General features: G+C 64.0%; 31 protein-coding genes. 11 read left to right on the forward strand and 20 right to left on the reverse strand.

The annotated features are described in order from the left end of the window. Positions 1-293: 293 nt before the first annotated feature. Entirely contained in the window at positions 294-1,334 is a 1,041-nt protein-coding gene (locus tag FDZ84_RS23120; RefSeq protein ID WP_168585154.1) for an IS630 family transposase, read from the reverse strand. Between the two features lie 123 nt (positions 1,335-1,457). Here FDZ84_RS23120 and FDZ84_RS23125 point away from each other — a divergent pair, with 123 nt between their 5' ends. Next, positions 1,458-1,874 (forward strand): WhiB family transcriptional regulator, encoded by a 417-nt coding sequence (locus FDZ84_RS23125; RefSeq protein WP_168587607.1) that lies wholly within the window; start codon positions 1,458-1,460, stop codon positions 1,872-1,874. Between the two features lie 286 nt (positions 1,875-2,160). Here the strand turns inward: FDZ84_RS23125 and FDZ84_RS23130 are convergent, their stop codons facing one another. The 3 genes from FDZ84_RS23130 to FDZ84_RS23140 all read right to left on the reverse strand — a co-directional run bounded on the left by FDZ84_RS23130 (position 2,161) and on the right by FDZ84_RS23140 (position 3,959). Beyond that, positions 2,161-2,640: a hypothetical protein gene (locus FDZ84_RS23130; protein WP_168587608.1), complete on the reverse strand. Its 480-nt coding sequence runs from the start codon at positions 2,638-2,640 to the stop codon at positions 2,161-2,163. A gap of 507 nt (positions 2,641-3,147) precedes the next feature. Further along, positions 3,148-3,504, reverse strand: coding sequence for a hypothetical protein (locus tag FDZ84_RS23135; protein ID WP_168584118.1), 357 nt, complete (start codon positions 3,502-3,504; stop codon positions 3,148-3,150). 146 nt (positions 3,505-3,650) lie between these two features. Beyond that, the gene (locus FDZ84_RS23140; RefSeq protein WP_168587609.1) at positions 3,651-3,959 is read right to left on the reverse strand and encodes a hypothetical protein; all 309 of its coding nucleotides are present in this window, start codon (positions 3,957-3,959) and stop codon (positions 3,651-3,653) included. A 539-nt stretch (positions 3,960-4,498) separates the two neighbouring features. On the opposite strand from FDZ84_RS23140, the gene FDZ84_RS39160 reads away from it, so the two are divergent. Further along, positions 4,499-4,672, forward strand: a complete 174-nt coding sequence (locus FDZ84_RS39160) for an Lsr2 family protein (protein ID WP_246869214.1) — start codon at positions 4,499-4,501, stop codon at positions 4,670-4,672. Positions 4,673-5,393: 721 nt separating this feature from the next. On the opposite strand, the gene FDZ84_RS23150 is transcribed toward FDZ84_RS39160, so the two are convergent. The 8 genes from FDZ84_RS23150 to FDZ84_RS23185 all read right to left on the reverse strand — a co-directional run bounded on the left by FDZ84_RS23150 (position 5,394) and on the right by FDZ84_RS23185 (position 10,712). Further along, positions 5,394-6,422: an NUDIX domain-containing protein gene (locus FDZ84_RS23150; RefSeq protein ID WP_168587610.1), complete on the reverse strand. Its 1,029-nt coding sequence runs from the start codon at positions 6,420-6,422 to the stop codon at positions 5,394-5,396. Positions 6,423-6,506: 84 nt separating this feature from the next. After that, on the reverse strand, positions 6,507-6,848 hold the full coding sequence (locus FDZ84_RS23155) for a hypothetical protein (protein WP_168587611.1): 342 nt from the start codon (positions 6,846-6,848) through the stop codon (positions 6,507-6,509). A gap of 132 nt (positions 6,849-6,980) precedes the next feature. Then, positions 6,981-7,565 (reverse strand): adenylate cyclase, encoded by a 585-nt coding sequence (locus FDZ84_RS23160; RefSeq protein ID WP_168587612.1) that lies wholly within the window; start codon positions 7,563-7,565, stop codon positions 6,981-6,983. Between the two features lie 194 nt (positions 7,566-7,759). Further along, positions 7,760-8,020, reverse strand: coding sequence for a hypothetical protein (locus FDZ84_RS23165; RefSeq protein ID WP_168587613.1), 261 nt, complete (start codon positions 8,018-8,020; stop codon positions 7,760-7,762). 163 nt (positions 8,021-8,183) lie between these two features. Then, complete coding sequence (locus FDZ84_RS23170; protein WP_168587614.1) at positions 8,184-8,552, reverse strand: helix-turn-helix transcriptional regulator; 369 nt, start codon at positions 8,550-8,552, stop codon at positions 8,184-8,186. 226 nt (positions 8,553-8,778) lie between these two features. Next, positions 8,779-9,096, reverse strand: coding sequence for a hypothetical protein (locus FDZ84_RS23175; RefSeq protein ID WP_168587615.1), 318 nt, complete (start codon positions 9,094-9,096; stop codon positions 8,779-8,781). 768 nt (positions 9,097-9,864) lie between these two features. Then, positions 9,865-10,182, reverse strand: a complete 318-nt coding sequence (locus FDZ84_RS23180; protein WP_168587616.1) for a hypothetical protein — start codon at positions 10,180-10,182, stop codon at positions 9,865-9,867. Then, positions 10,179-10,712, reverse strand: a complete 534-nt coding sequence (locus FDZ84_RS23185) for a bifunctional DNA primase/polymerase (RefSeq protein ID WP_168587617.1) — start codon at positions 10,710-10,712, stop codon at positions 10,179-10,181. The genes FDZ84_RS23180 and FDZ84_RS23185 overlap by 4 nt, the downstream gene beginning before the upstream one ends. A gap of 400 nt (positions 10,713-11,112) precedes the next feature. Between FDZ84_RS23185 and FDZ84_RS23190 the strand changes: the two genes are divergently transcribed. From FDZ84_RS23190 to FDZ84_RS23215, 6 genes are all read left to right on the forward strand, one after another. Further along, the gene (locus tag FDZ84_RS23190; RefSeq protein ID WP_168587618.1) at positions 11,113-12,279 is read left to right on the forward strand and encodes an XRE family transcriptional regulator; all 1,167 of its coding nucleotides are present in this window, start codon (positions 11,113-11,115) and stop codon (positions 12,277-12,279) included. 4 nt (positions 12,280-12,283) lie between these two features. Beyond that, a complete protein-coding gene (locus FDZ84_RS23195; RefSeq protein WP_168587619.1) occupies positions 12,284-13,180 on the forward strand; it encodes an aminoglycoside phosphotransferase family protein in 897 nt (298 codons plus the stop codon). 201 nt (positions 13,181-13,381) lie between these two features. Next, positions 13,382-14,062: a hypothetical protein gene (locus tag FDZ84_RS23200; RefSeq protein WP_168587620.1), complete on the forward strand. Its 681-nt coding sequence runs from the start codon at positions 13,382-13,384 to the stop codon at positions 14,060-14,062. Beyond that, positions 14,059-14,619: a hypothetical protein gene (locus tag FDZ84_RS23205; RefSeq protein ID WP_168587621.1), complete on the forward strand. Its 561-nt coding sequence runs from the start codon at positions 14,059-14,061 to the stop codon at positions 14,617-14,619. The genes FDZ84_RS23200 and FDZ84_RS23205 overlap by 4 nt, the downstream gene beginning before the upstream one ends. After that, positions 14,616-15,086 carry a hypothetical protein gene (locus FDZ84_RS23210; protein WP_168587622.1) on the forward strand — a complete coding sequence of 157 codons (471 nt, stop codon included), beginning with the start codon at positions 14,616-14,618 and terminating at the stop codon, positions 15,084-15,086. Before FDZ84_RS23205 ends, FDZ84_RS23210 begins: the two co-directional genes overlap by 4 nt. Beyond that, positions 15,083-15,334: a hypothetical protein gene (locus FDZ84_RS23215; RefSeq protein WP_168587623.1), complete on the forward strand. Its 252-nt coding sequence runs from the start codon at positions 15,083-15,085 to the stop codon at positions 15,332-15,334. The genes FDZ84_RS23210 and FDZ84_RS23215 overlap by 4 nt, the downstream gene beginning before the upstream one ends. A gap of 585 nt (positions 15,335-15,919) precedes the next feature. Here FDZ84_RS23215 and FDZ84_RS23220 read toward each other — a convergent pair. The 3 genes from FDZ84_RS23220 to FDZ84_RS23230 all read right to left on the reverse strand — a co-directional run bounded on the left by FDZ84_RS23220 (position 15,920) and on the right by FDZ84_RS23230 (position 17,389). Continuing rightward, positions 15,920-16,159 (reverse strand): hypothetical protein, encoded by a 240-nt coding sequence (locus FDZ84_RS23220; protein WP_168584119.1) that lies wholly within the window; start codon positions 16,157-16,159, stop codon positions 15,920-15,922. A 106-nt stretch (positions 16,160-16,265) separates the two neighbouring features. Further along, positions 16,266-16,955 (reverse strand): trans-aconitate 2-methyltransferase, encoded by a 690-nt coding sequence (locus tag FDZ84_RS23225; RefSeq protein WP_210435058.1) that lies wholly within the window; start codon positions 16,953-16,955, stop codon positions 16,266-16,268. Continuing rightward, on the reverse strand, positions 16,952-17,389 hold the full coding sequence (locus tag FDZ84_RS23230; RefSeq protein WP_168587624.1) for an HAD family hydrolase: 438 nt from the start codon (positions 17,387-17,389) through the stop codon (positions 16,952-16,954). Before FDZ84_RS23230 ends, FDZ84_RS23225 begins: the two co-directional genes overlap by 4 nt. A gap of 233 nt (positions 17,390-17,622) precedes the next feature. On the opposite strand from FDZ84_RS23230, the gene FDZ84_RS23235 reads away from it, so the two are divergent. From FDZ84_RS23235 to FDZ84_RS23245, 3 genes are read left to right on the forward strand one after another with little or no spacing between them, the layout of a single operon-like run. Continuing rightward, positions 17,623-18,588: a helix-turn-helix transcriptional regulator gene (locus FDZ84_RS23235; RefSeq protein WP_210435059.1), complete on the forward strand. Its 966-nt coding sequence runs from the start codon at positions 17,623-17,625 to the stop codon at positions 18,586-18,588. Beyond that, on the forward strand, positions 18,588-18,806 hold the full coding sequence (locus FDZ84_RS23240) for a DUF397 domain-containing protein (protein ID WP_168587625.1): 219 nt from the start codon (positions 18,588-18,590) through the stop codon (positions 18,804-18,806). Before FDZ84_RS23235 ends, FDZ84_RS23240 begins: the two co-directional genes overlap by 1 nt. A 44-nt stretch (positions 18,807-18,850) precedes the next feature. Beyond that, positions 18,851-19,843: a phosphotransferase family protein gene (locus FDZ84_RS23245; protein ID WP_168587626.1), complete on the forward strand. Its 993-nt coding sequence runs from the start codon at positions 18,851-18,853 to the stop codon at positions 19,841-19,843. Positions 19,844-19,852: 9 nt separating this feature from the next. Here the strand turns inward: FDZ84_RS23245 and FDZ84_RS23250 are convergent, their stop codons facing one another. The 5 genes from FDZ84_RS23250 to FDZ84_RS23270 are packed head-to-tail and all read right to left on the reverse strand — an operon-like array spanning position 19,853 to position 25,742. Continuing rightward, positions 19,853-20,842 (reverse strand): hypothetical protein, encoded by a 990-nt coding sequence (locus tag FDZ84_RS23250; protein WP_168587627.1) that lies wholly within the window; start codon positions 20,840-20,842, stop codon positions 19,853-19,855. A 7-nt stretch (positions 20,843-20,849) separates the two neighbouring features. After that, on the reverse strand, positions 20,850-22,124 hold the full coding sequence (locus tag FDZ84_RS23255; protein WP_168587628.1) for an ATP-grasp domain-containing protein: 1,275 nt from the start codon (positions 22,122-22,124) through the stop codon (positions 20,850-20,852). Further along, the gene (locus tag FDZ84_RS23260; RefSeq protein ID WP_168587629.1) at positions 22,121-23,269 is read right to left on the reverse strand and encodes a glycine amidinotransferase; all 1,149 of its coding nucleotides are present in this window, start codon (positions 23,267-23,269) and stop codon (positions 22,121-22,123) included. Before FDZ84_RS23260 ends, FDZ84_RS23255 begins: the two co-directional genes overlap by 4 nt. A gap of 50 nt (positions 23,270-23,319) precedes the next feature. Further along, positions 23,320-24,306, reverse strand: coding sequence for an aspartyl/asparaginyl beta-hydroxylase domain-containing protein (locus tag FDZ84_RS23265; protein WP_168587630.1), 987 nt, complete (start codon positions 24,304-24,306; stop codon positions 23,320-23,322). Between the two features lie 53 nt (positions 24,307-24,359). After that, entirely contained in the window at positions 24,360-25,742 is a 1,383-nt protein-coding gene (locus FDZ84_RS23270; protein WP_168587631.1) for a hypothetical protein, read from the reverse strand. Between the last annotated feature and the right edge of the window lie 39 nt (positions 25,743-25,781).

Raw genomic sequence — 25,781 nt, forward strand, 5'->3', positions numbered from 1 at the left:
GCGGCACAAAACTGGAGGTTGCAGCGCCGCTGATACGTAGTAGCGTAGTAATCACGGAAGAGCTCAAGATCATACTTCGCTGGCCGTTCGTTCTTCATGCCAGCCGCCACACGCGAATCGCACCGAAACGAAGGAGGTGTCGGGCTCGGAGACCGCCCATGCGTCCTCGCCCAGGCAGGACAAGGAAGTGAGCGCTCAGCCGCCGCCCATTGATCGCTGACTGACCCGATCACGGACAGGCGAACCCGGCTGGGCTTCATTCAGCACCGCAGGGGGTTGTCATGTTTCGCGATCTAAGCACCTGGCCAAAAGTCTTGTCCGAAACCTTCGGGTAGCCAGGGCGTGGTCCAGGGGGCTGCAGTGGCGAGTGTTTGTTCGGGGGTGCGACCGCGGAAGTAGGCGTGGGTTTGCCGGACACGGTCGGCCATGGTGGCGGGTGCGGTGTTGGCGATCCACTGTTTGAGCCCGGCCCAGACTCGCTCGACCGGATTGTCCTGCGGGCTGTACTTCGCGCCCTCGATCAGCATGAGGCGCGGGTGTTCGGCCAGCCACCGCTTGGTGATCCCGCTGTGGTGGGTGGATCCGTTGTCGCAGACAACGGCCACGACCGGCGCGTTGGGGTAGGCGTCGAGCAGGAGTTGGAGGAAGTAGCAGAACACCACGGAGACGTTCTTCACCGAAATGTGGTGGTGCCAGGCCCCGGTAGCGAGGTTGACGGCGCCGTGCACGGTGCGGCGAACGTTGCTGCCGGGAGTGAGAATCCTGTGTCGCAGGCCGGCGGGCATCCAGCAGGCCCGGACTCGGGCCAGTAGGTCGAGGTGGGTTTCGTCTTCGGCCAGTACGACCGATCCGGCGGGGAGAGCAGCGATGCGGGTCTGAATGTCGGCGCAGATGGTGTCGTGGTCGGGGTCTCCTTTGGCGATCAGGCGGGGGCGGCACCAAGTGGCTTGTTCGCGCAGCCGCCGGTAGAAGGTGCGCAGGCTCATCTGTGGTCGCCCGGCCGCACGCCAGACACGGTTGGTGGTCCAGGCTTTCGGGGTCTGTAACAGGTTTCGGATGCGTTGCCCGAGCCGTGGGCTGCCCAGGCGGGGCCGTCCACTGCGCGGCCGGTCGGGCAGCCCGTCGATGCCGTCGCGGGTGTGACGGCTGATCCATCGCCGCACGGTGACTGGGTCGTAGTGCAGTAGTTCGGCGATTTCGGGGGCACTCATCCCGGCTGCGGACAGCAGGATCATGACGATGCGGGCGGCGACACGCCACTGCCGGTGCAGGGCGGTGATCAGATCGCGGTGCTGTGCGGGGGTCAGGTCGGCGTAGATGTGTGCCGGGCGCATACTTGTTGTGGCCTCGTCGGGTCGATCCAGTTGTGGTGACCAGATCCAACCCGACGAGGTTCTTCACGTTCACAAGGGGTCTCACATCAGTAACAGACACAACTTCTGGCAACCTGCTTAGAAATGGAACATTTGGAAAGAAAAGTGCGCCAGCAGGGGCAATGCGTCTCCTCGCCTAACCAAAACGCATGGTTTCCCGCACCTGCCCGCGGCGCCGAATCCTTGGAGTATCAACGCCGTCAGGCTGCCAACGCGTGCGCTGGGTGTCCAGTTAGGACCGGCTGCCTGACAGTCGCTCTCGAATACGAGATCGATGAAGGCGCAAGCTGGGGAATTTGGGGCGGCGTATGCGCCCGCGACCGCCGCCAAGCCATCCACGGCGCAACACAGCGACCCCACTGCAGGCCGGACGCCACCTATCTGGCACATCGGCTTCTGGCGGCGCTGTCCCACGGCCCGTGCACCGAGCTCGATCCCCTGACCGAACTCGGTATATGGTCACTTCGCCGCGAGGTCCACTCGAATGGGTGTATCGCTTGAATCTATGCGGTCGCGATGGTCACGTTCATCGCGCTGACGTTGTGGACGATCCCCCGGGTTAGGTGCAGATGTCCGGCGACTGGTTTCTCCTCCGCCAACCCGGGATGTGATGGACCAAGCGCCCGGCGGGTTCCACTTCGGCAGATGCCTTGACCGTGATCGAGTTGGACAGTATCGAGGTTCGTGGGGGCGAGGTGGGGAGCCGCCCCAGTGGAGGGGCGCGTTGGGGCGGCTCGACCCTCGCGGAGCGTGCGCTGCGGGGAAATGACGCGCGCACGCTCGACGTTCAGCGATGTGATCGCGGGCCTGAGCAGGGACGATCAACGGCGCGGTTGGTTGCGGTGATCACGGTTGTCCACGGTGGGAGTCGGCTGCCGGGTTCCGGTGCACGACGCCAGTGGGGCGCGTCCAGTGGGTGGGCAACGATGACCTGCCCGCCGCGTGGGATGGCGTAGACCCGGCGGCTGCGCAACTTCGGGGCGATGTCGGCGTGTGCTCGTGGGCAGGGTTCGGTGAGGATGGTCCACCAGGTTGTGGTGGTGTCGATGCACACCGGCCCTGCTTGCAGGTTCTGTTCGAGGTGTTGGACGACCGTGTCGGCCAGCCAGTCCGGCAGGACGACGGCATCGAGCGCCTCGCCGGTGCGCAGGATCAAGCGGCGATGGACTGCATCGAAGGTCACCGGCCAGCCCAACTTCAGCCGGTACCAGTCCGCGGCGCCGGCCAGATCATGCTGCCGGGCATCGGCGGCTTCCTGCGGCGGCATACCCAGAATCCTTCCGTGTTGGGGTGGCATGACTGTCTTCCTGTTCCTCGGTTGACGATGGCCGGGCTGCGGCCTTCGCGGGTGCGGCCTGGTAGTCCGTGCCGAAGTCAAAGAACGCCCCGAAAAGCGGTGGTCCGGTGCGGCGATGCCGAGTTCGGGCTCCCTGTGCTGCCAGCGGAGCGTGCGTAGAGAGGGCTTCGCGTACGGCGGCCCGCAGCCGGCCGGCTTCCAGCGGCGCCAACGTGATCGGCCCATGCCGGGTGACCGTTAGCGTCACCCCGCCCGGGGCCAGTCCCACGCGCAGCCGAGCCCGTCTTCCCCGTGCGTCGCGGCAGGGGATCGTCCACGTGTAGCGGTCGGGTGGACGCCCGAGGCGGGAGAGGACTGCCAGTACTGAAAGCCGTTGGTTTCGGCGTCTCATCGGCCTCACTCCTCTGCTGGAAACTTGGCGGACCGCAGGTGTTGGGGTCACCGTGGTCCGTCGGAAGCTTTGACACGACTCCGTCATCAGTGGCTGGGGGCACGCGACAACACAGGACGCGTACCGTCCGGCGGGAGCCGCAGGTTGGTGCGCAAGGCGAGCTCGGCGGGATCCGGGAGGCCAGCGATCGCGAGGTAGCCGACGCACTGCTTGCACCGGGGTAGTGGGCTGCTGGGCGGCTTCATCGCACAGGGTGGCTGGATCCAGACCTGGCAGCACGCAACGGGCTTCCACTCGCCGGGCTGCACCTCGATCACCCGCGCATACCCGTCGTCGATGCTGGGGATGTGGACTGTGGTTGCGGTGATGTCCGGCCACCAGTCGAACAGCACGTCCTCGACCAGCCGTTGCAGGCACTCCTGTGAGAGCTGAACGGAAATCAATGCGTGCTCCTTGCGGAAAGGGGCCCGGCCGGCGACACGTCGTCGAAGTCAGGGCTGTTCGGGGGTACAGCCCGGCGACGTGTCGCCAGCCGGTAGCTCGGCTCCCGGGCCGGGGGAGTGCTGGGAGCCGAGCCAGATCATGGGGGTCAGCGCAAGGCGTGACGAGGCTCGTCGGTCTCGTTGAACAGGGCCCGCCGTGCCGCGAGGTAGGGTTTGCACGGCGATGTCGGTCGCCGCCACGGTTTCTGCCACTGCCACAAGGTTCGAGAGCACGCCGGGCACTCACCGATCTCGTTCGGCTCGTGTTCGGCCATCAGGGTCCGCACTGCGTCGATGAGGTGCGGTACCTCGGAACGGGCAACCGCGGTCACCGCCCGGTCATCACCATCGCTCACGACCCGCGCCACGGCGTCCAGACGCTGCCGCACCGATTCGTAGAGTTCCCTCAGAAACACGTGCCACCCACCACGGTCGTTCGAGGAGTGGGGTCGCAGTTCACGTGTGACTCCCAGATCGCCTCCCGGGCCGCAGCGAGCAAGTCACGAAGCTCCTCGGCGTTCACCTCGAACCACTCACCGGGCGGCGGTTGCACAGCCACACGGCCATGAGCGAGTGGCGAGATTCGCAAACCCTGGCTACGGCCCATTGCGTCCGTGCATCGGACTTTCTTGCATGTTTTCGCATCCATCTTGAACTCCTTTGTGGACATCGGATCGTTTAAACGGGGAGTCGGCCTCCGTCTATGTTTGATGCATTCGCAATGAAACCATAAATCTCAAGGATTCATGTTGGCTAGGACCTAATTGGGTTAACTTGTTTCCGTGGGGCTCCACATTGAACTCTTAGAGCGTTCACGTCGTGTTGTGCACGGTGAAATAAGGGAGACCGTCTTGGCTCGGCAAGTCGCCATTCATCTCCTTCGGCGACATCGGCGGCACACCGGCTTGAGAGTATTGTCGAGTTCAGTTCAGATGGTGCGAACTCTGCGATTGGCCTGTCCTCTGAGAATGCTGTCAAACTCCGCGACTCGCTGGCGTCTTTCCTGGTCAATGCGCGGAAGACCGATGGCCGCAAGCGCGCCGTCGCCAAGACCGGCACGTCCGCAGCGGCGGCGACTACGGCCGGCCGGGAACGTAGCCAGGCCATTCGGGATCGGGCCCGGAAATAGGGGATGCGGGTTTCAGCTCGAGCCCGCATTCCGGTCGAGGTTGTCGAATCCTACGAAAACCAGCACTAAGTCTCGCGCGACGGTGGGGGCCTGGTGCGCGATGCTCGCTGAGCTAACCATAGGAGAGGAATCACCGAATTCCGTTCTCTGAGGGGCATCGAGGATGTCTGACGCGGCTGGCCTTTCGGCGACAATGCGCGTCGCGATCTTCGTCAACGGTCACGTGGCTGCTCGTCGTGGCGTGGAGTTGGGGTGCCGTTGTAGATCGTCCAAACCGCGATGCCGTGGCGGTCGCCGCGCTCGGCGAACCGACGGAGCATCGGGGCTCGGTCCGGTGGCCGCTTGGTCGCCAAGTCCCGCAGCGGCGCGGGTACCGTTGTGGCAGACGCGCAGTGGTTCCCTGTCCAGGCCGGGTAGCTCGCGCAGCGCGTCGAGATCGCCGGTGCGATACAGCGGCACTGGGACTTGGTGGTAGCGGCCACCTTGATCCATGTCCTGACTTGGTCACCGACACGGCTCCGCCCCGCCAGCATCGCCTGCGCAGGAATGCCGTATCAGCGCACGATAACCTTTGCCGGCGCGGGATTGGTGACCCACGTGCGGAAACCACCTTGATGATCAACGGGTCACTCCAATGCCGTGTTGGAAGGTGATGTGTTCGCCCTGCTCGATGTCGTTGAGTCGTTCGAGTTCTCTGGGGTCGAGCACGTCCGCGGCTTCTTCAGGCGTTTACCCACTTGTAGTCGGCGATCTCGGTGCGATCGGGGTTGATGGTGAGTTCCTCGAGGTCGATGTGCCCGGCATCGAACGTAAAAATGATCTTGTTGCTGCCGTCGCGTCGGGTCTCTTTGTGTGACCAGGCGGTGTTGACCAGGTCGTGTTTGCTGAGATTTAGAGTGATGCCGATCTTTTCCTGGATTTCGCGGACGGCGGTGGCAGCGGGATCTTGCGGGAAGAAGGGGTGGCAACGTCCGCCGGGTAGGTAGTACTTGCCGTGATCGCTGGGGCCGCTGGCAATCAGAATGCGGTCGTCGAGGTCTCGGATGAGCATCGCCCCTCGTACGGTGAGCCTGGGGTTGGTGTCGTGGTCCTCGGTGATCCAGGTCCGCAGGGTCTGGGCGGCGTCGATGATGGTCGCAGCGGCGCGGTAGCGGTCGGGTCCTGCGGGGGCGTACTCGACTAGGTCGGCGTGATCGGGGTGGACCAGCATCGCCGCGCACCCTTGTTTCAACGCGGCTTCGACGTCGTCTTCGAGCTGGTCTCCAATGTGGATGATCTCGTCGAGGTACACTTGGTGATCGTCGGCGATTTGAGTGAAGGCCTGGTAGTGGACTCCCTTGGCGAAGCCGGTCTCGCAGGAGATGTAGTAGTCGTCGATGATCCCGGCGAACGCGCGCTTGACGGTCATCGTCTGGTGTGTGGCGGCTGCGGTGGCGTTGGAGTTCAGGACAATCCGGATGTCGGGGAACGCATCGCGGATTGCCATTAGTGCGAACTGGGCGCTCGGATTCACACGCAGATCGCCTTGGTTGTCGACGATGTCGCGGACGGTGCTGGTGTCGAGTTCGAGGTCAGATGCCACCTTGCCGATCACCTGGTCGGTGATCTCGGGGGCGCAGTACAGGCGAGTCCGGACGGTTTTCGCCACGATGTCCCCGGGCAGATCGGCTGCGTCGCGGAGGGCGGCGGTGAGGCTCGGGCCGGTGGCGAGAGTGTCGCCGACGTCAATGGACAGAAGCCGCTTCGACATCAGTGGTTCCTTCTCTCGTGGGTGGGTGAGCTGGTGAGTCTGCTGATCAGCCGGCCATTGCAGGAAGATCCGGCGTGGGAGTCGTCAGGATCGCTTTTTCCGCATCAGGGCAGCCTTCTCGATCGCGTTGATCACTTGGTGGAGTTGCACGCGGTCGGAGAGCCAGCCGTGGACGGCTTCGGTGACGTGGGGAAATCGGGGTTCGGCGAGCCGGTGCCCGAGATTGTTGCCGAGCCACCCAGTGCCTCGCATTCGCCACGTGTCGATGTCGTCGGCGTGGACCTGGTCGCACAACATCTCGCGGATTCGCCAGACGGCCCATTCGGACCGGCCGACCTGTTTGACGATGTGGTAAGGCCGGACGCCGTCAAGCAGTAACTGCTCGATCCTGGCGCGTTCCCCGGCGGGGATGGGAGGGCGTGGCATCGCCGCATCACCTCGTGGTCAGGGAGACAGCGACCCGTGCGATCGCGTTCACCAGCAATGCCACTCCGCAGCCGATCGCACATCCACGACAGCCGGCTTGTTGACCGCCGTCATCGATGATCAACGGGATGATCAATGAACTGCCGTCCAAGGAAGCACTCCTGTCTCTGCTGGTTCGCGTTCGTAGGCGGTGAGATGTTCCAGTACGAGCTGCGGGTACGGCCGGGGTTCGATCCGGCAGTCGGACAGGCCGAGCGAGTGCTCGGTGGCGGCCAGCCGCTGTTGCGCGTTCGTCACGGTGGAGGCGGTGACCTTGGTCTCGGCGAAGCAGCTGTGGAGGTCGGTGAGTTCGTCGACGGTGACGGTGATGGTCTCTCGCACGTGCTGGAACAAGGTTCGGACTTTCTGGACCCGGACCAGGCGGTGAAGGCCGAGTGCGGACAGCAGCTCGTTGGCAGCCACAGCCTGGTCTCCGGAGAGCAGCACGACGCTGGCCGTCAGGTGCGTGACCCCAGTGATGTGGTCGTGTTCCGCGGTTGCCCTGGTGCGCGTGATCTCGGCGTAGCCGTTGCGCTGGCGAACTCGGGTGCCGTCGCTGTAGTAGGTGTCGACCTCGAAGGCGCGATACAGGCGGTGAAAGTGGAGTTCGGTTAACCGTTGGGTGAAGGCATTGCCATCACCGCAGGTCAGTTCGTGCGTGCGCTCGCGATGGAACATGGATGTCGCCCTTGCGGTCACAGGGAGTGCAGCAGGCCGCGGGGGGCCGATCGGGCCCAGCGGCCTGCTGCGGCCTTGGAGAGACGGGTTCGCCGGCTGGCGTAGAGGATTCAGAAAGTCGTTCACAGCATCCGAACGAGAAACGTTGTGGACCATCCATCTCGGACGACGACAGACCGAGGACGCCCGAAAGCTTACAGGCGGCCCGCGTAACCCTGGGTGGAGTTGATCGCAGCGCTGAGCGTGCCCTGCACGCCGTTGATCGTCTGCGTCACCTCGGCGAGCATGCCGTGCGCGTGCTGCATCTCCTCCTGGGTGCTGCCCTGGGTCGCGGTCACCAGTGCGGCTTGCGCCTCTTCCAGTACGAGGTTGCCCTGCTGGAAGACGGCGATGCCCTCCTGCATCTTCTGGTGTGCCAAGTCAATGCCCGCGCGAACTTCGTCAATGCCCGCCATCTTTCCTCCTGTATCCGAGGAGCTGTTGCCCGATATATGCTTGATTCCGAGGATCCGTGCAGAACTCGAAAAGCAGCCCTTCACTTTTCATATCCTTGAGTGCATTGCTTCTGGAAGTCGCAGAAGGCTACTGGCGAGGAATAAGGGCATCAGCCGCAGCCTGCTATTTTTGAAACGGGAAATGATCTCTCCCTATCTCCATCTGGCGCATATCGATCTGGCGACTCACCCATCCTGGCCCGACAATTCCGGTTTCGTAGGCGAGAACGACGAGCTCCGCTCTATAGCGGAGGCCGAACTTTCGGAAAAGCTTGGCAAGTTGTGTTTTAATCGTATCCGTAGATACGTAGAGGATCTTTGCGATTTCCTCATTGTTCATTCCGCCGATAACGGCGAAAATGATCAATTCTTCCGTTGGGGAAATGCGGCTGAGGTGCCATGGCCGAAAGCGGCATCTTGAATCGCGTGCCGCATTGATCACCTGTTCGCCCGGGAGGAGTGCTTCACTGGTTTTACCTTTCGCGATGCGCATGGGGTGAGTCCGTCCAGCGGTTCGGGGAGGCAGGAGACCGTGTCTGCGCTGGCGTGCAGTCACGGTTCCAGCCTTTGGGCTTGTGGTCGTAGTTGATGGTGTGGCCGGCTGCTGCCACTTCGTTGGGGCAGCAGCCGGCCGCGACCCGTCCTGGTGGCGCGGAGACACAGAACGGGCCGAGATCAGTGCCCGGTTACAGGAGACCGAATGCCTGGTGGCCCCTGGATCACGCGAGGTGCGCGATCTCCATGGCGGTGGCGATGTGCATCAACCAGTCGCCAGCGATCTGGTTGATGCGGTCGCGGAGCGCGTACGGGCCGGCTTCCGCAATGGTGTGGGAGCCGTCTTCGCGCTGCCACCAGACCACCCATGAGTCGGCAGTTCCGGAGTGGGTGATGAATATGTGCGCGATCCCGCCGTCGTCGGAACAACTGTGGTACCGAACATTCGGCATCGCTCTGTATAGCGCCGTGCGGAAGTCGCCGAGGTACACCGGAGGCAGCAGCGTACGGTGGTGCTGCTGCCCTCGCGCTTGTTCAAGCACGGATGACGGGGGCTCCATCACGAGCATGTCGATCGACCTCGAATAACAGACTGTCGGTGAACGGAACTCGGGGAAGCAATCCGGTGGCGTCTTGGCGATCCATCAGCCGTGCGGCGGTCAGCGGTTCGCGGCTGAGGAGATGCCGTTCGATGCGCAAGGCCAGGTCTAGCGAAATCCTGGGACTGGCCAAGCACAGCGGGCACACCGACAACCAGCTCGGCAGTGGAACCGAACGGCGGAGGCGAACCCAATCGTCGCCGAGCCGCAGATCGCACAACGCCCGGTGGATACCGAGTGACGAGGTGCGGTACGCGGTGCACACGAGGTGCACGTGGACCACTCGGTGATCGCCGTGCCGCACGATCCATATGCCGCGCGGGGTTACTGGTGGCACTGAATAGGGGCGAGGAGATTCAGACGACACCGGAGGTCGAAAGGGCTGGCTCATCGTCACACACACTCGGCCGGTTCCGGCGCGGCGGCCTCCGGGGTCGGTTCGTTGGCTCGCCGCTCAGCGGCGCATACATCGCGCTGCAGCAGTGGAAATCCGTGAATGCACTCCAACCCTGCAGTGCCCTGGGCTTTCCAGCTGGAGCAGCAGTGCCCGGACTTGGTTGCCCGCCGCCGCCGAGCTGAGCTCGGCTGCAGCGTTCCGATGAACGGCAGATGTCCCATCGGTCAGCCTTTCGTTGAGATCGATCAGCGGGTGGTGCCGGCGGATGTCCCAGGCCGCAGGCCATCGCTGCACCGGAGATCGCAAGCGGCGGATCAACGTGCACGTGCCGGTTCGTATAGGGCCACGACGTCGGTGAGGTCAAGTCGGACAGCGGTGGACTGCACCGCTAAGTCGGTGCGGTCCACAATCAGCAGCCATTGCCCGGTGGTGTCGCTGCGAATCTCTAGCGTGGAGTGGGCGAGCTGGTAGCGGGTTCCGTCCTTCTCCGGGGAAGGCCAGGCCTCGAACCCGTTGAGCAACCGGACCTTTCGGTGTACCTCGTCCGGGTCTACGTCGGGAACAGCTGCCCACCAATAGCTTTTAGCCGAGACAGGCGGGGTGGGGCGCGGTGGCGGGTTGGCGGCTTTCATTTCGCCGCCCCCTGCTGGATGGATCGGGGTGATGACCCCTTCGGAATCGTTGAATCCGAGGCGTCGGGCACCGTCGCGTGCGAGAGCTTCTGTGGTGCCGTTGACAAACAGCAACGGGCGTTCGTCAGCAAATAGCTCCACGCTGCACGGACCGAGTTCATATGCCTCTGGATAGCAATAGGGCCACGGAGCTTCGCCTTTGCCAGCACAGTCTCGGCCTTGCGGCCCAGGGTGGCGGGTACCTCGAATACGTCGACTGCCTTTCCGGAGACGAGTAGCACGGAGTAGGGGTGACGTGTCCACCATTCCCACGCCTGTGCGGGATCGGTGGTCGCCGCATTCAGCTCGATGATCGGCGCGATCCCTGTCGAGCTGGGCTTTCCCAGCCACGGAGCCTCGGGCCTGATCTGGAAGGTCCCTGGAGTTACCGGCCATTGCTGGCCGGCGAACGTGACGGCGTCGCGAAGATCGGTCCGCCGCATTCCCGGCATCGGGCGGATAACCTGGAATCTGTGATCAACTCGCGACATCGAAGACCACCACCAGGCACCTCGGGTTCCAGCGTGTTCGCCAGGAACTTCCTATATCGACCGCGCTAGCAGCGTGCATCGCTGACACCCTTCGTTGGGTCTCGCGTCGGGGTGCTTTCACAGCACCAGCAGGACCCTTCCACCATGCCCGCCTGTGCCCAGTTTCCGGAACGTCCATTAGCTGACCGGTGAACTGACAGAGTTGCTGACAGAGTTGAAAGTGTCGCGCTTGGTAATTAGGTGATGTCGCCCCTACTGTGGTGACGTGCTCGGTGGAAGGTCAGCGATGAGTACACACGGACAACGCAACACTGAGCTGGAGTCGGCGCGACGCCGGCACAGGCTTACTCAAGCCCAGGTAGCCGCCTTAGTCTCGCAACACCTGGGACTGGACCCGCCGATGTCGACCTACTACGTGTCAAAGCTGGAGCGTGGCATCCACCGATGGCCCAACGAGGAGTATCGCTCTGGCTTCCGGGCTGTGCTTGGCGCGGGGTCTGATGCTGAGCTGGGCTTCTACTGCAGCAGGGCGGTCGGAGAGGAGGAAGATGTGCATCGGCGCGGATTTCTTGGCCTGAGCACCGGCGTCGCCAGTGGCGTACTGCTGAGCGGATCGGTTGCGGAGTTCCTGGCGCGGGCAGAGTCCCCCACCCCCGTGCCGCAATGGGTCGGCCGTACCGAGGTAGCCCACGTGTCCCAAAGCGCCAAGACGTTCTCGGAGTGGGAGCATCTGTTCGGCGGCGGGCTTTCTCGGGAGGCGGTAGCCGGGCAGTTGCGCTGGGCCGCTGGCCTGCTGGAGGCCCGCTGCCGTCGCGAGGACGTGCGCCGGGAGCTCCACGCGGCCGTCGGCAATCTTGCGGAAGTCGCCGGCTGGATGTCCTACGATGCGGGAGCCCACGATTCCGCGGATCGCTACTTCCGGTTCAGCTTGTTATGCGCGGAGCGGGCAAAAGATCAGAGCCTGCGCGCGACGGTCCTATCCGACATGGCGCGCCAAGCCGTCAGCTTGCGGCGCGACAATGCCCTGGAGCTCGCTGAACTCGCTCAAGTCCGAGATGACCGGCTCAGCGCCCGCGAACGGTCCATGCTTCACGTCGTCCGTGCTCGCGCTCTGGCCAGCGAAGACAAGGCCGATGCTTGCCTTGCTGCCATCGACCGCGCAGACGAACACTTCGCTGACAGCGCCACCGACACACCGCCCTGGATGGAGTACTACGACGCAGCCGAAATGCACGGAGACTCTGGGCACGCGCTGTTCGATCTAGTATGCCACGGCCGCGACGCGGGCCCCGCCATCGAACGCCTGGACTTTGCCGTCGACCACCACACACCGGCATACGCTCGGTCGAAAACTCTGTCCCTACTGAAATCCGTGACCTTGCAGATCAACCATGATCCAGGGCCCGCCGCGCAACGAGGGCTGGAAGCCCTCACTCAGGCCGAAGGTCTGCGGTCCCAGCGTGTCCGCAGCTATCTCCGGGACCTGCATGCCGCGACCAAGCCCTCTGTGCGGGTCGACGACGTGTCCGAGCTCCGTCACCAGATCGCCAAGACACTACAGGGCTAACTCCATGACCATTCCATTCGACCGCGCCCAAGCCGAAACCCGCGCCCTGCAAGCAGCCTGCGCCCAACGGGGAATCGACAGCGCAGGCGTCGAACTTCTCAGTTTGGGCGACAGCGCAACCTACCGGTTGCCCCACCAACTCGTCGCGCGCGTCACCCGGATGGCGAGCCAGCGCGATACCGCGTTGAGAGAAACCGCTCTGGCAGTCTGGCTGCTCCACAGCGCCAACATCCCCGTCATTGAGCCTGCCGAGGAGCCGGTCGAGCTCAATGACGTCGACACAGTGGTGACGTTCTGGCACGAACTGCCCACTCACAGACCCGCGACCCCAGCCGAGATCGGGCACTTCCTACATAAGCTACACAGCACCTCCCTGCCCGAGGGGGACCTGATCTCCCCGCTAAAGCCTTTCGTGCGGGTTGCCGAACGAATCGATGCTGCCCCGATCTCGGCAGGCGACAAGACGTTCTTGCGTGATCACCTCGTTGATCTCGAAAGCCGCTGGAAGAAAGTCACTTTCACACTTGGGCAGGCCTTGATCCACGGCGACCCGCATGACAACAACATCGTTGTCACCGACGACGGCAGAATCCTGGCACTTGACCTCGAACGTGTCGCGATCGGCCCACCGGAATGGGATCTGACGCTCGTGGCGAGCGAACACGACACCTTCCGTTGGGTCAGCGCCGCCGAGTATCAGCAGTTCGCTGACGCCTACGGCTTCGACGTCCTTGCCAGCCCATCCTACGAGCTCCTGAGAGATATCCGTGAACTTCGCATGACGAGCTGGCTCGCCAACCGCGCCGACCAGGGTGAACGCATCCGGCAGGAAACGCGCCACCGCATCGACTGCCTCCGTGGACACCACGGTCTACGGCCCTGGAACTGGACCGCGTCCTAACCCCTGTAAGACGCCATCAAATCCTCCTAACCCGTCACATCCATCCTGACCGCCGGATTGCTTCTGCCGGGCGTCCCTGGAAGAAACGACGCGAATGGCCTGATTGTTCAGACGCAGCTACAACGGCGATGACGCGCTGCACCTTTTCGTATCGAATCCAGTACCCCGCCCGCCTCAGTGATCTGTACAGGGAGCAACTATATGGCACTTTGGCGCTTTGCCGCCTGGAACGTGTGGGATCTCTACCGATCCGAATCCCGCGCGGAAGAAATCCGCCAGAAACGTCTCTACCCGGCGATCACTGACACCGTGCGCCCGGACATCCTTGGTGTGCAGGAAATCATCGCACCCGCCGACGGCGGGGGAGACGCGCTTAAAAGGCTCACCGACGCAACGGGGATGATCCCGGGGACCGTCGCTCGGGGTCACCAGATCGCGCCGCAGGATCTTTACTATTGGGTCGGGCTTCTCTGGGCAGAGGATATCCAGGTCAAGCCGGGGAGCGAACGCGATTACCGCGGGGAGATGTGGCACAATCTCGTCACCTCCGTCATCGTTGTGGACGGCGTAACGATGCGGGTGGGCAGTTACCATGCGCCGCCGTTTGGACGCTACTGTCGCAGTGATGAGGCAGAGCGGGTGGTGTCTGCGTTCACGCGGCCGCGGCCTCCGATGCCGGGGATCTACGGATCCGATTCCAACGGGCTGTCAGGAGATCGAGTCCAGCGGCCGGACGGGATCTGGGTGCTCTACGACAGGATTCGGCGGGGGAAAGCCGCGAGTGTCCTTCTGACCAGCACACTGCTCTTTAGGGCCGCGGTGGGCGGTGCGAAGGCGACGGCCGACATGATCGGCAGGCCCACGGTGGTGATCGAGGGGTGATGACCAGCGTGCGAGATGTTGCCGCTCAGTTGCGGGCGGCCACCTACTCTATGCCCACTGCAGTGGTCGGGTCCGTGGATGACGAGTTGGAAGCGGCGGTGGCGTTGCTGTCGGAGACCTTGACCTCCAGCATTCGTCACGACGAGGTGGTGGGCGAGGTGAGCGCGGTCCGCACCAGCCTGGTTCAGCGGCTCAATGAACTGATCGGGGTCGCGAAGCGGGCCATTGTGGACAAGGCCGATGAGCTGGCGCGGTGGGAGGGATCTGAGGCCGGTGAGAGCGCTCCCACGCCGCAGCCCTATGCCAGCAAAAAGGTCGCGCAGCTCCAGGGGCAGCGATTACCGAAGTGCGCCGATAAGGCAGTGAACGCGGCGATCCACCAAACACCCGGTTCCGGCTGGGCCGTTGAGAAGAACGCCAACAGTCACGTGGTCTTTTACGGCCCTCGCGGCGAGCGCGAGGTGTTCTCCAGCACGCCCGGTAGCGGCGTCAACGAACGCAAGGTCAACAACCTGATGCGGCGGATCAAGAACGACAAGGAAGGGCGGAAGACATGACCGAGGAAGTCCCCGAGGAGAAGCCGTCGAGCTGGACGATGTTCAACGGCAACGACGTGCTCACCCCGCCGAACCGGCGCTTGCAGCGCCATATTCTGGCCGGCATCACCGGTGAGCAGGCCAGTGCGGATGGAGTCACCGGCGGTGATCACGAGGACGCGATCGTCGTTCGATTGACCGTGCGGTTCGCCGGAGCCACCCGAAAACTGCTGGAGCAGATCAGCACGGCCTGGTTCGACCACTCCGAGGCCTACGCGCCGGTGACCTGGTGCAGCCTCGACGAAGGCGAGATCCGGTTCGCCAACGTCGTCTCGGTCAGCGACCCCCTGGGGGCGATCGCCATCACCCGCGACGCGCTGCACCGTGCCCTGCCCCACGTCGACCTCGGCGAGGTCGTGCTCCCATTCGGGTTCACGGTCGAGGTCTCCCGCGAGTCCGACCTCTACCGGCAGGACGGCGAGCAGTGACCAGGATCGCTGACCTGCTCCAGCAGTTGCAGATGGTCAAAGACATGTTGCCGCGACAAGCAGGGGAGCCCTACCGCAACGGGTTCGAGCTGGTCGGCCAGCAGGTCGCCGCCGCGCTGCGCACCAGCACCGACGAAAGCGCGGTGCTCGGCGCGATCGAACAAGCCAAACAGGACGGAATCGACACGCTCGGTGCGCACCTTGACGAGATAGACCGAGTGATCGACACCGCGCCATCGACCTGGTGAAGACTTGCCGCCCCAATTGATCATCCACGCCTGCTCTCCGGGGTGGCCTACGACACGCGAACGTGGTTGAGCCGACGCTGCTCCGGCAGTGCCCGCAGCGGCTGTTTCGCCAATAGGGCGAGCATGGCGGTAGGTACCGGCAGCAAAGAAGTCAAAGAGTCGTACCCAGTCCTGGCTGGTAACCGACGGAGATGTGCGGTGGATGATGCAAACGGCGGATGAAGCACGTCGTCAACGCCGAGACTCTTAGATGCAGTGCGTACAGAGATGTGTACTCACAGCTAACGCGATGGGCCGACGGGGTCAGAGATCCTTGATGGAAGGGCCATAGCGGGCATCGTCACTGAGTTGGATGAGTGGTAGATACCCGGATTGTCGCGTGGAGTGGGGACGCCGGCCTAGGTGGCTGGTGTCGAACGGGGGGTTTGTGGGGGCTTGATCTGTTCTGTGTTTGTTGAGCGGGTCGGTGTGGTCGCGGGTTTCATCGATCGAGGTTGGTGGTGTGGCGGAACTCGGGCGTGATCGTTGCCGGTATGCCCTGACAACGGGGGCTCGTGCGTGTTTGGCGGGCCCGCCGGGGCCTGGTCAGGCGGTGGTCGTGGTCCATCCGGTTGCCGTGCGGGCGATCCCGAGCATGCCGAGGCGTGCGAGGTTGACCGCGGCGGCCAGTAGTGAAAAGTCGGCGGCTGTTTTCAGCAGTCCTCGGACGCGGGCTCGGCGCCCGCCGTGGCGGTGGAGGCAGAGGATCGACCGTTCGCTCAGCTTCACCGCGATGCGCGGTGCCGTCAGCTTTCCATATGCCTGCCTCTCGCCGGCGGCTGTCATCTCCGGCCTCGCCGTCCGAGACGGATGAGGAACTCGTTATCCTCGGGGAAGGTGTCGTTGTCGTTGAAGTCGGCCAGGCGGTTCTTCACCGCGGCCTCGAATTCCTTTAGCTGGTCGCCGAAAAGGTGGGGAGCGGCGAAGGACGTCGAGTAGAGGTAGCCGAGAGGATGCTCTCGGTGGTCCAGGTGCGGTGGACGGGGACCCGTACTTCCTCGACCTCATTGAAGGGCGATTCCTGCATGATTTCGCTGTAGGGGCGGTTGTGGTGCTGGAAGGTGCCGGTACCGGCGCGTCGCTGCTCCCCGAGGAAGCTTTTGACGACATCCCGGACCGCTTCCTTCCATGAGCTGCCCGCGGCCCAGAAGCTGTTGTCCGCAAAGATCGCGACCGTGCCGTCCGGGGCAACCTGGCGATCCAGGAGGGTCAGTATGGTGGCTTGGTCGAGCCAGTGGAACGCCCGGCAGATGGTGACGAGTTCGGCCTGCCAGTCGGTAGGTGGGGTGAAGTCCTCGGCGCTGCTTTCCACGAGGCTCAGGCGGGAGTTCTCGGCCAACTTCGGCCGCAGCGACGACTCGGCCGCAGCGAGCATGTGAGCCTCGTTATCGACCGCGATGACGTCGTCGAAGCGGCCCAGCAGCGCCTCGACCACGAGCCCCGTTCCGGTGCCGACGTCCAGGAGCCGACGGGGGCCGCTGGGGCGTACTGGGGCGGCCTGGTCGAGAACCACTGCCACGTCCTCTGGAATGCCGGGGCGGAACTGCCGGTAGTAGGTGGCGGTCCCGGTGAACAGGCTCATTCGACGCTCCCTGTTGCGAGGTGTTGGGTGTGCATGGCGGCCGCGGCCAGGTCATGGGCGACGAGTACATCGTGGTCAGTGCCCCAGGATCCATGAGGCATGGAGCGGCCTCCGGATATCCATATTGCCGTGGCGCCGGCTTCGACCGCTCCCACGATGTCGCAGGCCCAATCGTCGCCAATGTGGATCATGCGCTCGGGTGTCACGCCGAAGTGGTGGGCGACGGCGTGGAAGGCCTGCGGGTCAGGTTTGGAGTGGCCAAGGCGGCAGGAGGGGAAGAAGTCGCTCACCCAGGCTGAAAGCTGACTGCGCAGACCTTCGGTGTCGGCGTCGACGCAGGTGACGTTCGACAGCGTGGCTACGGTCGCCACTGCGCTGATGCGGCGCAGTGCCGCTGCCGTGCCAGGAAAGAGACGGAATGGGGCCGGCGTCACGTCGGGGTCATTGGACTACCTCGCGCGACGCCAGCAGGAGCCGGACGGCGCGCTCCACTCTTGCCCGGTCCATGCCAAAGGGTGTGGGCGACCTTGCGACCCCGACGACGCCCGGCAAGACCTTGACGTTCTTCCGGCACTCGGCGATGTCCTCGAGCCCCGTGCCTAACCCGGAAGACTCCTCGTCTGCTGGTGCGCTGTGAGGCCATGGCCCAGCCAGCGATATTGCCGCAGTGCACACGGCCATCGCGCATCGTGCTGGGCAGTACGAAGTTCTGAACTGTTCAGCTGTACCCTGCGTGCAGGGAGATGTGATGATCAGTCCTTATGTACGTAGGCAGCGCTTGGCGGTGGAGCTACGGTCGCTGAGAGAAGCGGCCAGGCTGACGCACGCGGAACTGGCGAAACGGATCGGCCAGTCCCGGATGAAGATCACCCGTCTGGAGAATGGACATGCTATTCGTGATGGCCAAGCCGCGGTGATGCGGATCATCGACGAACTGGGCGTTGAGGGGGACCGGTGGACCGAGATTATGGCGGTCGCCCGGGACGCCACCGAACGCGGCTGGTGGACTTCGTTGGGGCAGGCGATGGGTGCTCGACAGGCGCTGTACGCCGATCTGGAGGCGGGGGCGTCGGAGATCGTCGAGTTCCAGCCGTTTGTCCCAGGTCTATTGCAGACTTCGGAGTTCGCCTACCAGCGGCAAGTCGCCGAGGCCGAGATCGGGCCGGTGACTTTTCAATCGCAGCGTGCGGTGGAGGCACGTCAGACACGGCAGCGAATGCTGCGGCGCCCTGATGGGCCATTGTATGAGGTTGTTTTGGATGAGGTCGCGGTTCGCCGTCTCTCCGCTCCGCCGGAGGTGGCGGCCGCTCAGGTGCAGCAGTTGGTGGCCGTCGCGAGCGAGCCGCGGATCACTGTGCGTGTGCTGCAGGTGGATGCGGTCATCGAGGGGTACGTGACGCCCCGCTCAGCGTTCTCCTTGTACACCTATCCGGATATTCGGGACCCAAGGGTGGTCGCGGTCGACACGGTGACTACCGACGTGGTGCTGACTTCGCTGACCGAGGAGGCCCAAGTGACGCGCTACGAGAATCTCTATCGGCGATTGTGTGACGCCGCGTTGGGGCCTCAGGAGAGCGTGGAGTTCTTGATCAACGTTGTCGCCGAGCTGACCGGCAGGCAAGGAGTGGCGTGATGGATACCCAGCCTGAGTTGGACTTGTTGGTACCGTTTAGGAAGTCCTCGTACTCCAACGGGGGCGACAACTGTGTTGAAGTGGGGATCACTCGTGACGGGCGGGTCGCAGTGCGCCATTCAAAGCACCCCGAGCTTCCCCCGCAGGTCTATACCCGCGACGAGTGGACGGCGTTTCTGGCCGGGGCCAAGGACGGAGAGTTCGACCTGAAGCCATAGATTCGATGACGTCTGCCTGGACAAGGCCGAGCCCAAGGAGTCGCATGGAGTTCCGTCCCATCGAACGCGCTGCCGATGCTTTCCAGCAGTCGGTGACACCGGACCAGATTGAGGCCATGTGCCGCCGCGCGTTCGGATCGGCCGTGGAGGTCGCGTCGGCCGTCGAACTCGGCAACGGGATGTACAACAACACCTACCGCGTCGACCTCGGCGGGGACCGTCCGGTGATCCTTCGCATCGCTCCCGAACCGGGTCGCCAGGCGCGCTCCGAGCGCGAACTGATGCGCAACGAGCATGCGAGCGTGCCGTTTCTCGCGCCGATCGCGCCGATGATCCCGCACACGCTCGCGGCGGACTTCACCCACGAGATCATCGGCAGGGACTACCTGTTCCAGACGATGCTCGACGGGATTCCGGCCCCGGACGGCATCGGCCGCTATCCCCGGCATCAGTGGACGGAGTTCTTCCGGCAGATGGGCGAGATCGCCAGTCGTATCCACGCCGTCCGAGGTGAACGTTTCGGCCCCGTGGCGGGTCCTGGGTTCGGCACGTGGAGCGAGGCTGTGCTCGGGTATTTCGTCGACCTCGCGGCCGATCTAGACGATGCTGGCCTCTCTTCCGTAGACGTGCGCGAGGTCGCGGCTGCCGCCGTGAAGCACCGTGCGGTCCTGGACGAGGTCACCGAGCCACGGCTGTTGCATGGCGACCTATGGACGGTCAACGTGATGATGGAACCGGACACGGCGGAGCCAAGGATCAGCGGTGTGTTCGACAACGACCGGACAGTGTGGGGTGACCCCGAGTCTGACTGGGTGATCTACATGGCGGCCAAGAAGCCCGGCACGGAACGCGACGCGTTCTGGGAGACCTACGGGGCACGGCCAGCTACGCCCGGCGCCGCTGTGCGTTCGCTGTTCTATTGCGCCAAACACACGGGTGCTATCCGCCTGGAGCGGCACCGGTTGGGCAACACCGACGCGGTGCCGGAGTCCTACGAGCAGATGCGTGTCGTGCTTGACCAGCTTCTCCGTGCGTGAGTGGTGCATTCAGCTGCCGAGGCCGGCACGCAGGTCGGCGCCGACTCGGCTTTGCGCGGCCCGCAGCTCTGCGACGAAGTGTTCTTGCGGTCGCACGTAGGCGAGCAGGTCGATGTCGTGCAGCAGCACGGGCGGGTGGGCTAGCAAGTAGGTGCCAGCGGCGATGAGGAAGGTGCGGATCGTGGCGTCGCTGCCCCGTTTCCTGCGTGGCGCTTGATAGAGCAGGTACACCGCCTGCAGCCAGGCGGTCAACGCTGCTGCTGGGGTGGCGTGGTCTTCGGCGAGCAGGATCATGGCATTGTGGAAAATCGCCATGCGGTCGGCTTCTGGCGCGCTCGCGGTGTAGATCAGGTCCCCATCGGTGACGATGTGCGAGGGATCTCCGCCCCTGGAGGCGATCCGGGCAGCGATCTCGGCTGCAGCGTGGTGGGCGGCGCTGCCGCGCAGCAGTCGCATCCCGCCCACCACGCGCCTTCCGGTCAAGGTGACGCGGTTGCTCAGGACGTCCGTGCCCGGTAAGTCGGCGAACCGCGTGGCAGCCAAGGCACCGATCCACCGCATGGTTCGGCTGGCTGGAGTCTCGGCTCCTCCGATGTAGGTCCGCGTGGCCGGGTCCCATGCGGCACCCTCCCGGAGCCGTTCATGCTCCCCGATCCGGAACAGATTCGGGTTGTCGTCGGTGATCGGTGTGTTGAACTGCTCCGCGTGGTCTGCGCCGTAGCGGCCGCTCGAGTGAGGGTTGGCCGATGCGGTTCGATACCGCCAGTCCTCGGCTGTTTCAAACACCGTCGTCAGCGCAGCGATCCGCATGTCGATATCGCGTGGGCGTGCGTCGCGCAGACCTTCAGTCAGCATCTGATGAAGTGAGCGTGCGGTCTCCGCCTGTGCGTGGGCGAACGTGCGCACGCTTCGCTGAGCGGTCGGGTCGTTGGTGCGCAGGATCAGGGCTGGCGTCGGGAAGCATTCGGCCGTGATCGGCGCGCAAGACGGCTCCGTCATTGGGCACTCACCGCTTCGTCGATGAGCTGCTCGACTTGATGGGTTTGACCTCGATCCGAACCTGTGCCAGCAGCTCGTCTGCATAGAGTTCCACGGATTCCTGGTCCGGGCCGACCACGACGACGCTGCCGAGACGGCCGCCGTTGTCCTCGGCTGCGTTCACGAACTGTCCCACGGTCTTGCGCATACGGACGATCGGCACGCGGGGACCAGGCTGGGGGAGGTTGCTCAGTGAGGTCAGGATGCCGGGTCGAGGGATGGTGAGGAATCGGACGGTGGCGTAGTCGTTGCGGGGCCGCGTAATGCGAACCGGTCTCCCCAGAGCAACATCGAGACATGCTGCCCAGAATCGGGTGCCCAGGGCCAGTTCGACCAGGAACCCGATTTGCCCTGCGCCGGGTCGGGCGCCGATTTCGATGACCGTGCACTGCCCATCGGATGCCAGTTTCACCTCGGTGTGTGAGGGTCCGTTGCGGATACCGACCGCTGCGATGGCTTTGTCCGCCTCGGCGAGGATGCGCTTCGCCGCATCAGCAGGGACGTCCGCAGGCACCGCGTGTCCCAGCTCTGCTCGATACGCGGTGGTGGTCACGATCTTGCGGGTGATGCAGATATGCGTGGTTTCCCCGTCTTGGGTTACCGATTCGACGCTGTACTCGATGCCGTCGACGTACTCCTGGATGATGGTGGTCGAATCCAGCACCATGCCGTACCTGTCTTGGCGGTCGTGGCGCAGAGCCCGTCGGTAGGCAGCTGTGGCTTCATCGGCGGTGCGGGCGATGGTCACACCTGTCGACCCCGCGTTCTCCGCGGGTTTGACCACGAGGGGAAAGCCGATTTCACTGCTGCAGAGCAGGTTGGTTAGGTCGTGCTCACACGCTGCGGCGATCGTCTTTGGTACTGCGACATCGCACTTGGTGAACTGCTCGGACATGACTCGCTTGTTCCGCGGTGCGAACGCCAGGTGCGGGTCGTTGCCCGGTAGTCCCAGTTGCGCGCAGGCCAGCGTCACGATGGGTGTGAGGAACTCGGTGACGGTGAGGATGCCATCGATCCCGACACGGGCGGAGAACTCGACTATGTCCCGTACGGCTGCGTCGACCCGAGTGAAGTCGGTGAACAGGAATCCTGCAACGGATGCGCGCAGATCTTCCCCGTAGGAGGCGTGGATGTCGGCGTGCGTGGCAACGTAGATCTCTATACCGACGTCGACGGCGGTGGCCACCAGGGCACCCGCTTCGGGGCCGGCCGCCTCCAGCAGGAGCATTCGTGTCCGGGTCACTCCAGGTAGTCCTCGAGCTGGTTGTCCCGGACGGTGTCGAGTGTGAAGCAGTGGAAACCTCCGCCGAACAGTCGGCGGTGGCGGTGGCGGACCGGGACGACCGTGAACCCCTCGGATTCCAGTGTCCTCATCAGGTCCGGGCAGTCCTCGTTCACCAGCACGGTGTCCGGGTCGACAGACAGGACGTTGAGGTCGATGTAGGGGCTGGTCAGCAGCAGGTCGCCGTCGTCGTAGGAGGGAAACCTGTCCGGGCTGGGTGTCGGCGGGACGATCATCTTCCACGTCTGCAGCGGCTCCGGAAGTAGGTCTCGGATTCCCTCATGGCGGGCGAGAAAGACTCCTGGCCGTAGTGCGAGGATCATGCTGTCGATGTGGTTGTCGGCCATGCGGTACACCCGGTGTATGCGATAGCGATTGTCAAGGTGCCGCTCCAGCCAATCGCAGGCCAGGCGGTGGTTCTCGTGCGCGATGTTGACCACGATGTCACGGCCGAGGCGAAGGCATTGCGCCCCGTCGAGCATCATCTCGAAACCGACGTCGTACGGGGAGGGTTGCGGTTCGTCGATCGGCTCGGTGGGGCCCCCGAGCGTGGTCTGTGCGTCGCGCGTGTAGGACAGGTCGAAGGAGTTATCGGTGAGGATCGGGCGCGGCATCGTCGTCCACTTCGCACCGTCATTGAAGTACGTGGTGAAGATCGGCGCGAGGAGCCTGGTCTCCAGGTAGCGGGAGCGGATTGCTGGGGAGGTTTCGATGATCTCGTCTCCGATGATCAGCGTGTTGTCTCGGATGTTCAACGCGGGTGTCGGAGCGGCTTGCCACCCCAACCCGCTGATCGGCGCAGCGTCAGGTGGTAGCGGGATCGGGCGGTGCACGGTGACACCGAGCCCTGTGAGGACTGTGGCCAGTCCCTCGACGTCCTCGTGTAATTCCTCGGCGTAGCGCCGCTTGATCTCCCAGCTGTGGCTTGCGGTGGTGCCTTCGCGAGCACGGGTCAGACGCGGGTAGGCCCAGTCGGAGCGGAACCTGAGGTTGTCGAAGTGGAACAGGTCAAAACTGATGTCTCGTTCATGGGAGAGGTAGTTCTCGGCCGACCCGACGATGATTTCCTTCAACGGTGACCATTCATCGTGGCTGTTGAGGCGCATCCTGCTTTATCCTGCCTTCCATTGCGGTGATGGCTTCAGGTACCTGTGGTCTATTCCATTGCCGGGCCGGCGACGGGAACGGTCTGTGCGTGGACCATGCGGCCGCCGTGGCGCACACGGAGGACAGCGGAGTCGGATCGGAGTTGGATCGTCCGCTGTTCGCTCCATCCGGCGAACCTGAATTCGTTCTCGCCGAGGTGAACAAGCGCGAACGAGCGCCCTTCGCCATCGATCAGTCGGATGAGCCCAGCGGCGGTTTCGATCCGCATGCACGCCACGTCCGCGGTGAGCTCCAGAGGCGTGTCGTGGGTGAAATCGGTAAGAGCTCGCGGCACCTTGATCGAGTAGGGCAACCACGGGGTTAGGTCGGCAATCGCGGGCATCGATTGTCGGTTCACCAGGACGTTGCTCGCAACGAGCTGGTCTCGCCACGGCTGGGGCAACAGCGCGATCAGCTCTGGTGTCACGAGCGCGTCGATGACGGCGTGGATGCGTGTCGTGGTGCCATGGTTTTGCACCTGGTGCGGCCTGCTGAAGTCGCCGAACCAGAACTCGCCCGGCTGCCACTGATGAGTGACACCGTCGAGGATCAACAAGGCGTTCGGATTAGTCACCACCGGGATGTGCAACCGGACGAGGCCGCGCTGCAGGCTGTACTTGGGGTCGCGGTGCTCGATTGAGCTTGCACCAGGACCCAATGCCATCAGCCGTACGGCGTTGAGGGGAGCGGGGATGCCGGCGAGGATCTCTCGCATGTAGGGCATCCGTTCCAGCGCGGGTGTGGGGGCGAAGTCGACCGGGCCAGGCCCACCGGGGTCGGTCCGGTCGACGTCGCCACCTGGGCTGCGCAGTGCCAGCACTCGCCAGTCGATGTCGGCTGCGGCGCCGACTCCGCTGGCGTCGTAGATGCGCTGCTTGTCCCACACCCGGTCGGTGACCTGCGCGAGTTCGGTCAGCAAACGCCCAGCGTCCACGGTCGGCACAAGCCGCACGGCCTCTGGCAGCGATCCTGGCTCCGCGCATTCGGCAATGTCCATGTCAACTCTCATAAACGACGGTTGGTATGTCCAGCTGGGGTCCTTGGCGCCCGTCACACCGGCGACGTCTGCTGAGGTACGCCGACGTGCTCGGATTCGCTGTAGGCCGATTCGGGTATCGAGGCGAATCGTTCGTCCAGCCGCTGGTAAATCGACTGCCACTCTTCCTCGGTGCCGTAGGCAATGCAGAACAGGAACTGCGCCCGATTCACCTGCAAGGGAATGATCGGCATCGAGACGATCACGCCGCTCCGGCTGGCAGGGTCGTAGCCACAGCCCAGTTCCCGCACGGCGCCCACGAAGTCGTCGAAGTCGGCCACCGCCCAGGTTGGTGGCACGTGGTGCTCGACGACCGAGCGTTCCGGCTGCGCCGACGTATCGATGATCCTGTGCGCGATCACGTCGTAGATGTGCAGAGAGCCCGACACCTGGGCGTTCACCTCGGTGAAGATCACATGGCCGTCGGCGTCCACGACCGCATCCGCACTCAGGTAGCCGCGGTAGCCCACGGCCCGATATGCCTCGGCCAACCGAGTCCCCAATACCACCATGCGATCGTGGATCGCCGGATCAACGCCGCGCAGCGGCACGATCTGATGGCTGAGTCGCCGCTTGACGTAGAGCAGTATGCCGGTCTCCGTCGGCCGTACCTCTGCGTCGTCGACATAGTGTTCGGAGTAGACAGACACCGCATTCGGGCGGAACTCCTCGACCACCACGGCAAACCGTCCGCCAGCCGACGCCCAATCCCAGCGCTGATCCCAGTAATCCTCTACCGCCCCAGTTTCCTGTCCGAGTCGGTGAATGTGCCTAGCGCCGACGTGGCCAGACTCCAGATCGTCGCGGCGGATGACGATCTGGTTTCCCACACCTGCACCGTTGTGGGCCTGTTTGACCACCACCGCCCCCGTTCGAGCCAGCAGCCTGGTCATCGCGGTGACCCCCTCAGCAGGACTGCGGCAGACCGCGCCGGGGGCAATCGGCACGCCGCAGCCCGCCGCGAGTGCCCGGAAGTAAGACTTGTTGTTCACCAACTCGCCGCCACCCTGAGCGACGAAATCGGCACCTGGCAGACGCTCTGATAGCCCCAATGCGGCGGCGAACTGCGCCACCTGAGCCGACGGCCACAGTGCGAAGATCTCCGACACTTCTCCGAGATCGGAGGCGATGTTCCGAAGGAAGTCCTCGTCGGTCAGGCTCTCTGGATCCAGTAGACGACGCTCATACCGGCCTGGCGGTGGAACATGGATCCGAAGCGTCGATGGATCCACCCCCGTTAACGATGTGGCGTAGCGCAGGAACTGCTCGTCAGGGTGAGCCGGCACCACGACGAGGTCACCCTCGCGTGCGAACCAGAAAATCCGCTGTGTCCAAGCCCGCATGTCGCCTCGGGCACGGATGGAATCATCAATGTGGTTAGCGACAAGAATCCTCATGGCAGATCTCGTTTTCCTCCGCAAACAACAAAGGATTCG

Origin of the sequence: Saccharopolyspora sp. ASAGF58 (genome assembly GCF_012277335.1) — a bacterium.
Taxonomy (GTDB): domain Bacteria; phylum Actinomycetota; class Actinomycetes; order Mycobacteriales; family Pseudonocardiaceae; genus Saccharopolyspora; species Saccharopolyspora hattusasensis.

Bases quoted from the DNA above. Each gene is read 5' to 3' on its own strand.
- FDZ84_RS23200 (WP_168587620.1), top strand. From the start codon at position 13,382: ATGGCACTTTGGCGCTTTGCCGCCTGGAACGTGTGGGATCTCTACCGA.
- FDZ84_RS23180 (WP_168587616.1), bottom strand. From the start codon at position 10,182: ATGAAAGCCGCCAACCCGCCACCGCGCCCCACCCCGCCTGTCTCGGCT.
- FDZ84_RS23240 (WP_168587625.1), top strand. From the start codon at position 18,588: ATGGATACCCAGCCTGAGTTGGACTTGTTGGTACCGTTTAGGAAGTCC.
- FDZ84_RS23160 (WP_168587612.1), bottom strand. From the start codon at position 7,565: ATGTTCCATCGCGAGCGCACGCACGAACTGACCTGCGGTGATGGCAAT.
- FDZ84_RS23165 (WP_168587613.1), bottom strand. From the start codon at position 8,020: ATGGCGGGCATTGACGAAGTTCGCGCGGGCATTGACTTGGCACACCAG.
- FDZ84_RS23210 (WP_168587622.1), top strand. From the start codon at position 14,616: ATGACCGAGGAAGTCCCCGAGGAGAAGCCGTCGAGCTGGACGATGTTC.
- FDZ84_RS23185 (WP_168587617.1), bottom strand. From the start codon at position 10,712: ATGTCGCGAGTTGATCACAGATTCCAGGTTATCCGCCCGATGCCGGGA.
- FDZ84_RS23170 (WP_168587614.1), bottom strand. From the start codon at position 8,552: ATGCGCATCGCGAAAGGTAAAACCAGTGAAGCACTCCTCCCGGGCGAA.
- FDZ84_RS23265 (WP_168587630.1), bottom strand. From the start codon at position 24,306: ATGGACATTGCCGAATGCGCGGAGCCAGGATCGCTGCCAGAGGCCGTG.
- FDZ84_RS23125 (WP_168587607.1), top strand. From the start codon at position 1,458: ATGGAACATTTGGAAAGAAAAGTGCGCCAGCAGGGGCAATGCGTCTCC.
- FDZ84_RS23250 (WP_168587627.1), bottom strand. From the start codon at position 20,842: ATGACGGAGCCGTCTTGCGCGCCGATCACGGCCGAATGCTTCCCGACG.
- FDZ84_RS23270 (WP_168587631.1), bottom strand. From the start codon at position 25,742: ATGAGGATTCTTGTCGCTAACCACATTGATGATTCCATCCGTGCCCGA.
- FDZ84_RS23150 (WP_168587610.1), bottom strand. From the start codon at position 6,422: ATGTCGAAGCGGCTTCTGTCCATTGACGTCGGCGACACTCTCGCCACC.
- FDZ84_RS23260 (WP_168587629.1), bottom strand. From the start codon at position 23,269: ATGCGCCTCAACAGCCACGATGAATGGTCACCGTTGAAGGAAATCATC.
- FDZ84_RS23120 (WP_168585154.1), bottom strand. From the start codon at position 1,334: ATGCGCCCGGCACACATCTACGCCGACCTGACCCCCGCACAGCACCGC.
- FDZ84_RS23155 (WP_168587611.1), bottom strand. From the start codon at position 6,848: ATGCCACGCCCTCCCATCCCCGCCGGGGAACGCGCCAGGATCGAGCAG.
- FDZ84_RS23190 (WP_168587618.1), top strand. From the start codon at position 11,113: ATGTCGACCTACTACGTGTCAAAGCTGGAGCGTGGCATCCACCGATGG.
- FDZ84_RS23130 (WP_168587608.1), bottom strand. From the start codon at position 2,640: ATGCCGCCGCAGGAAGCCGCCGATGCCCGGCAGCATGATCTGGCCGGC.
- FDZ84_RS23245 (WP_168587626.1), top strand. From the start codon at position 18,851: ATGGAGTTCCGTCCCATCGAACGCGCTGCCGATGCTTTCCAGCAGTCG.
- FDZ84_RS23195 (WP_168587619.1), top strand. From the start codon at position 12,284: ATGACCATTCCATTCGACCGCGCCCAAGCCGAAACCCGCGCCCTGCAA.
- FDZ84_RS23220 (WP_168584119.1), bottom strand. From the start codon at position 16,159: ATGACAGCCGCCGGCGAGAGGCAGGCATATGGAAAGCTGACGGCACCG.
- FDZ84_RS23225 (WP_210435058.1), bottom strand. From the start codon at position 16,955: ATGAGCCTGTTCACCGGGACCGCCACCTACTACCGGCAGTTCCGCCCC.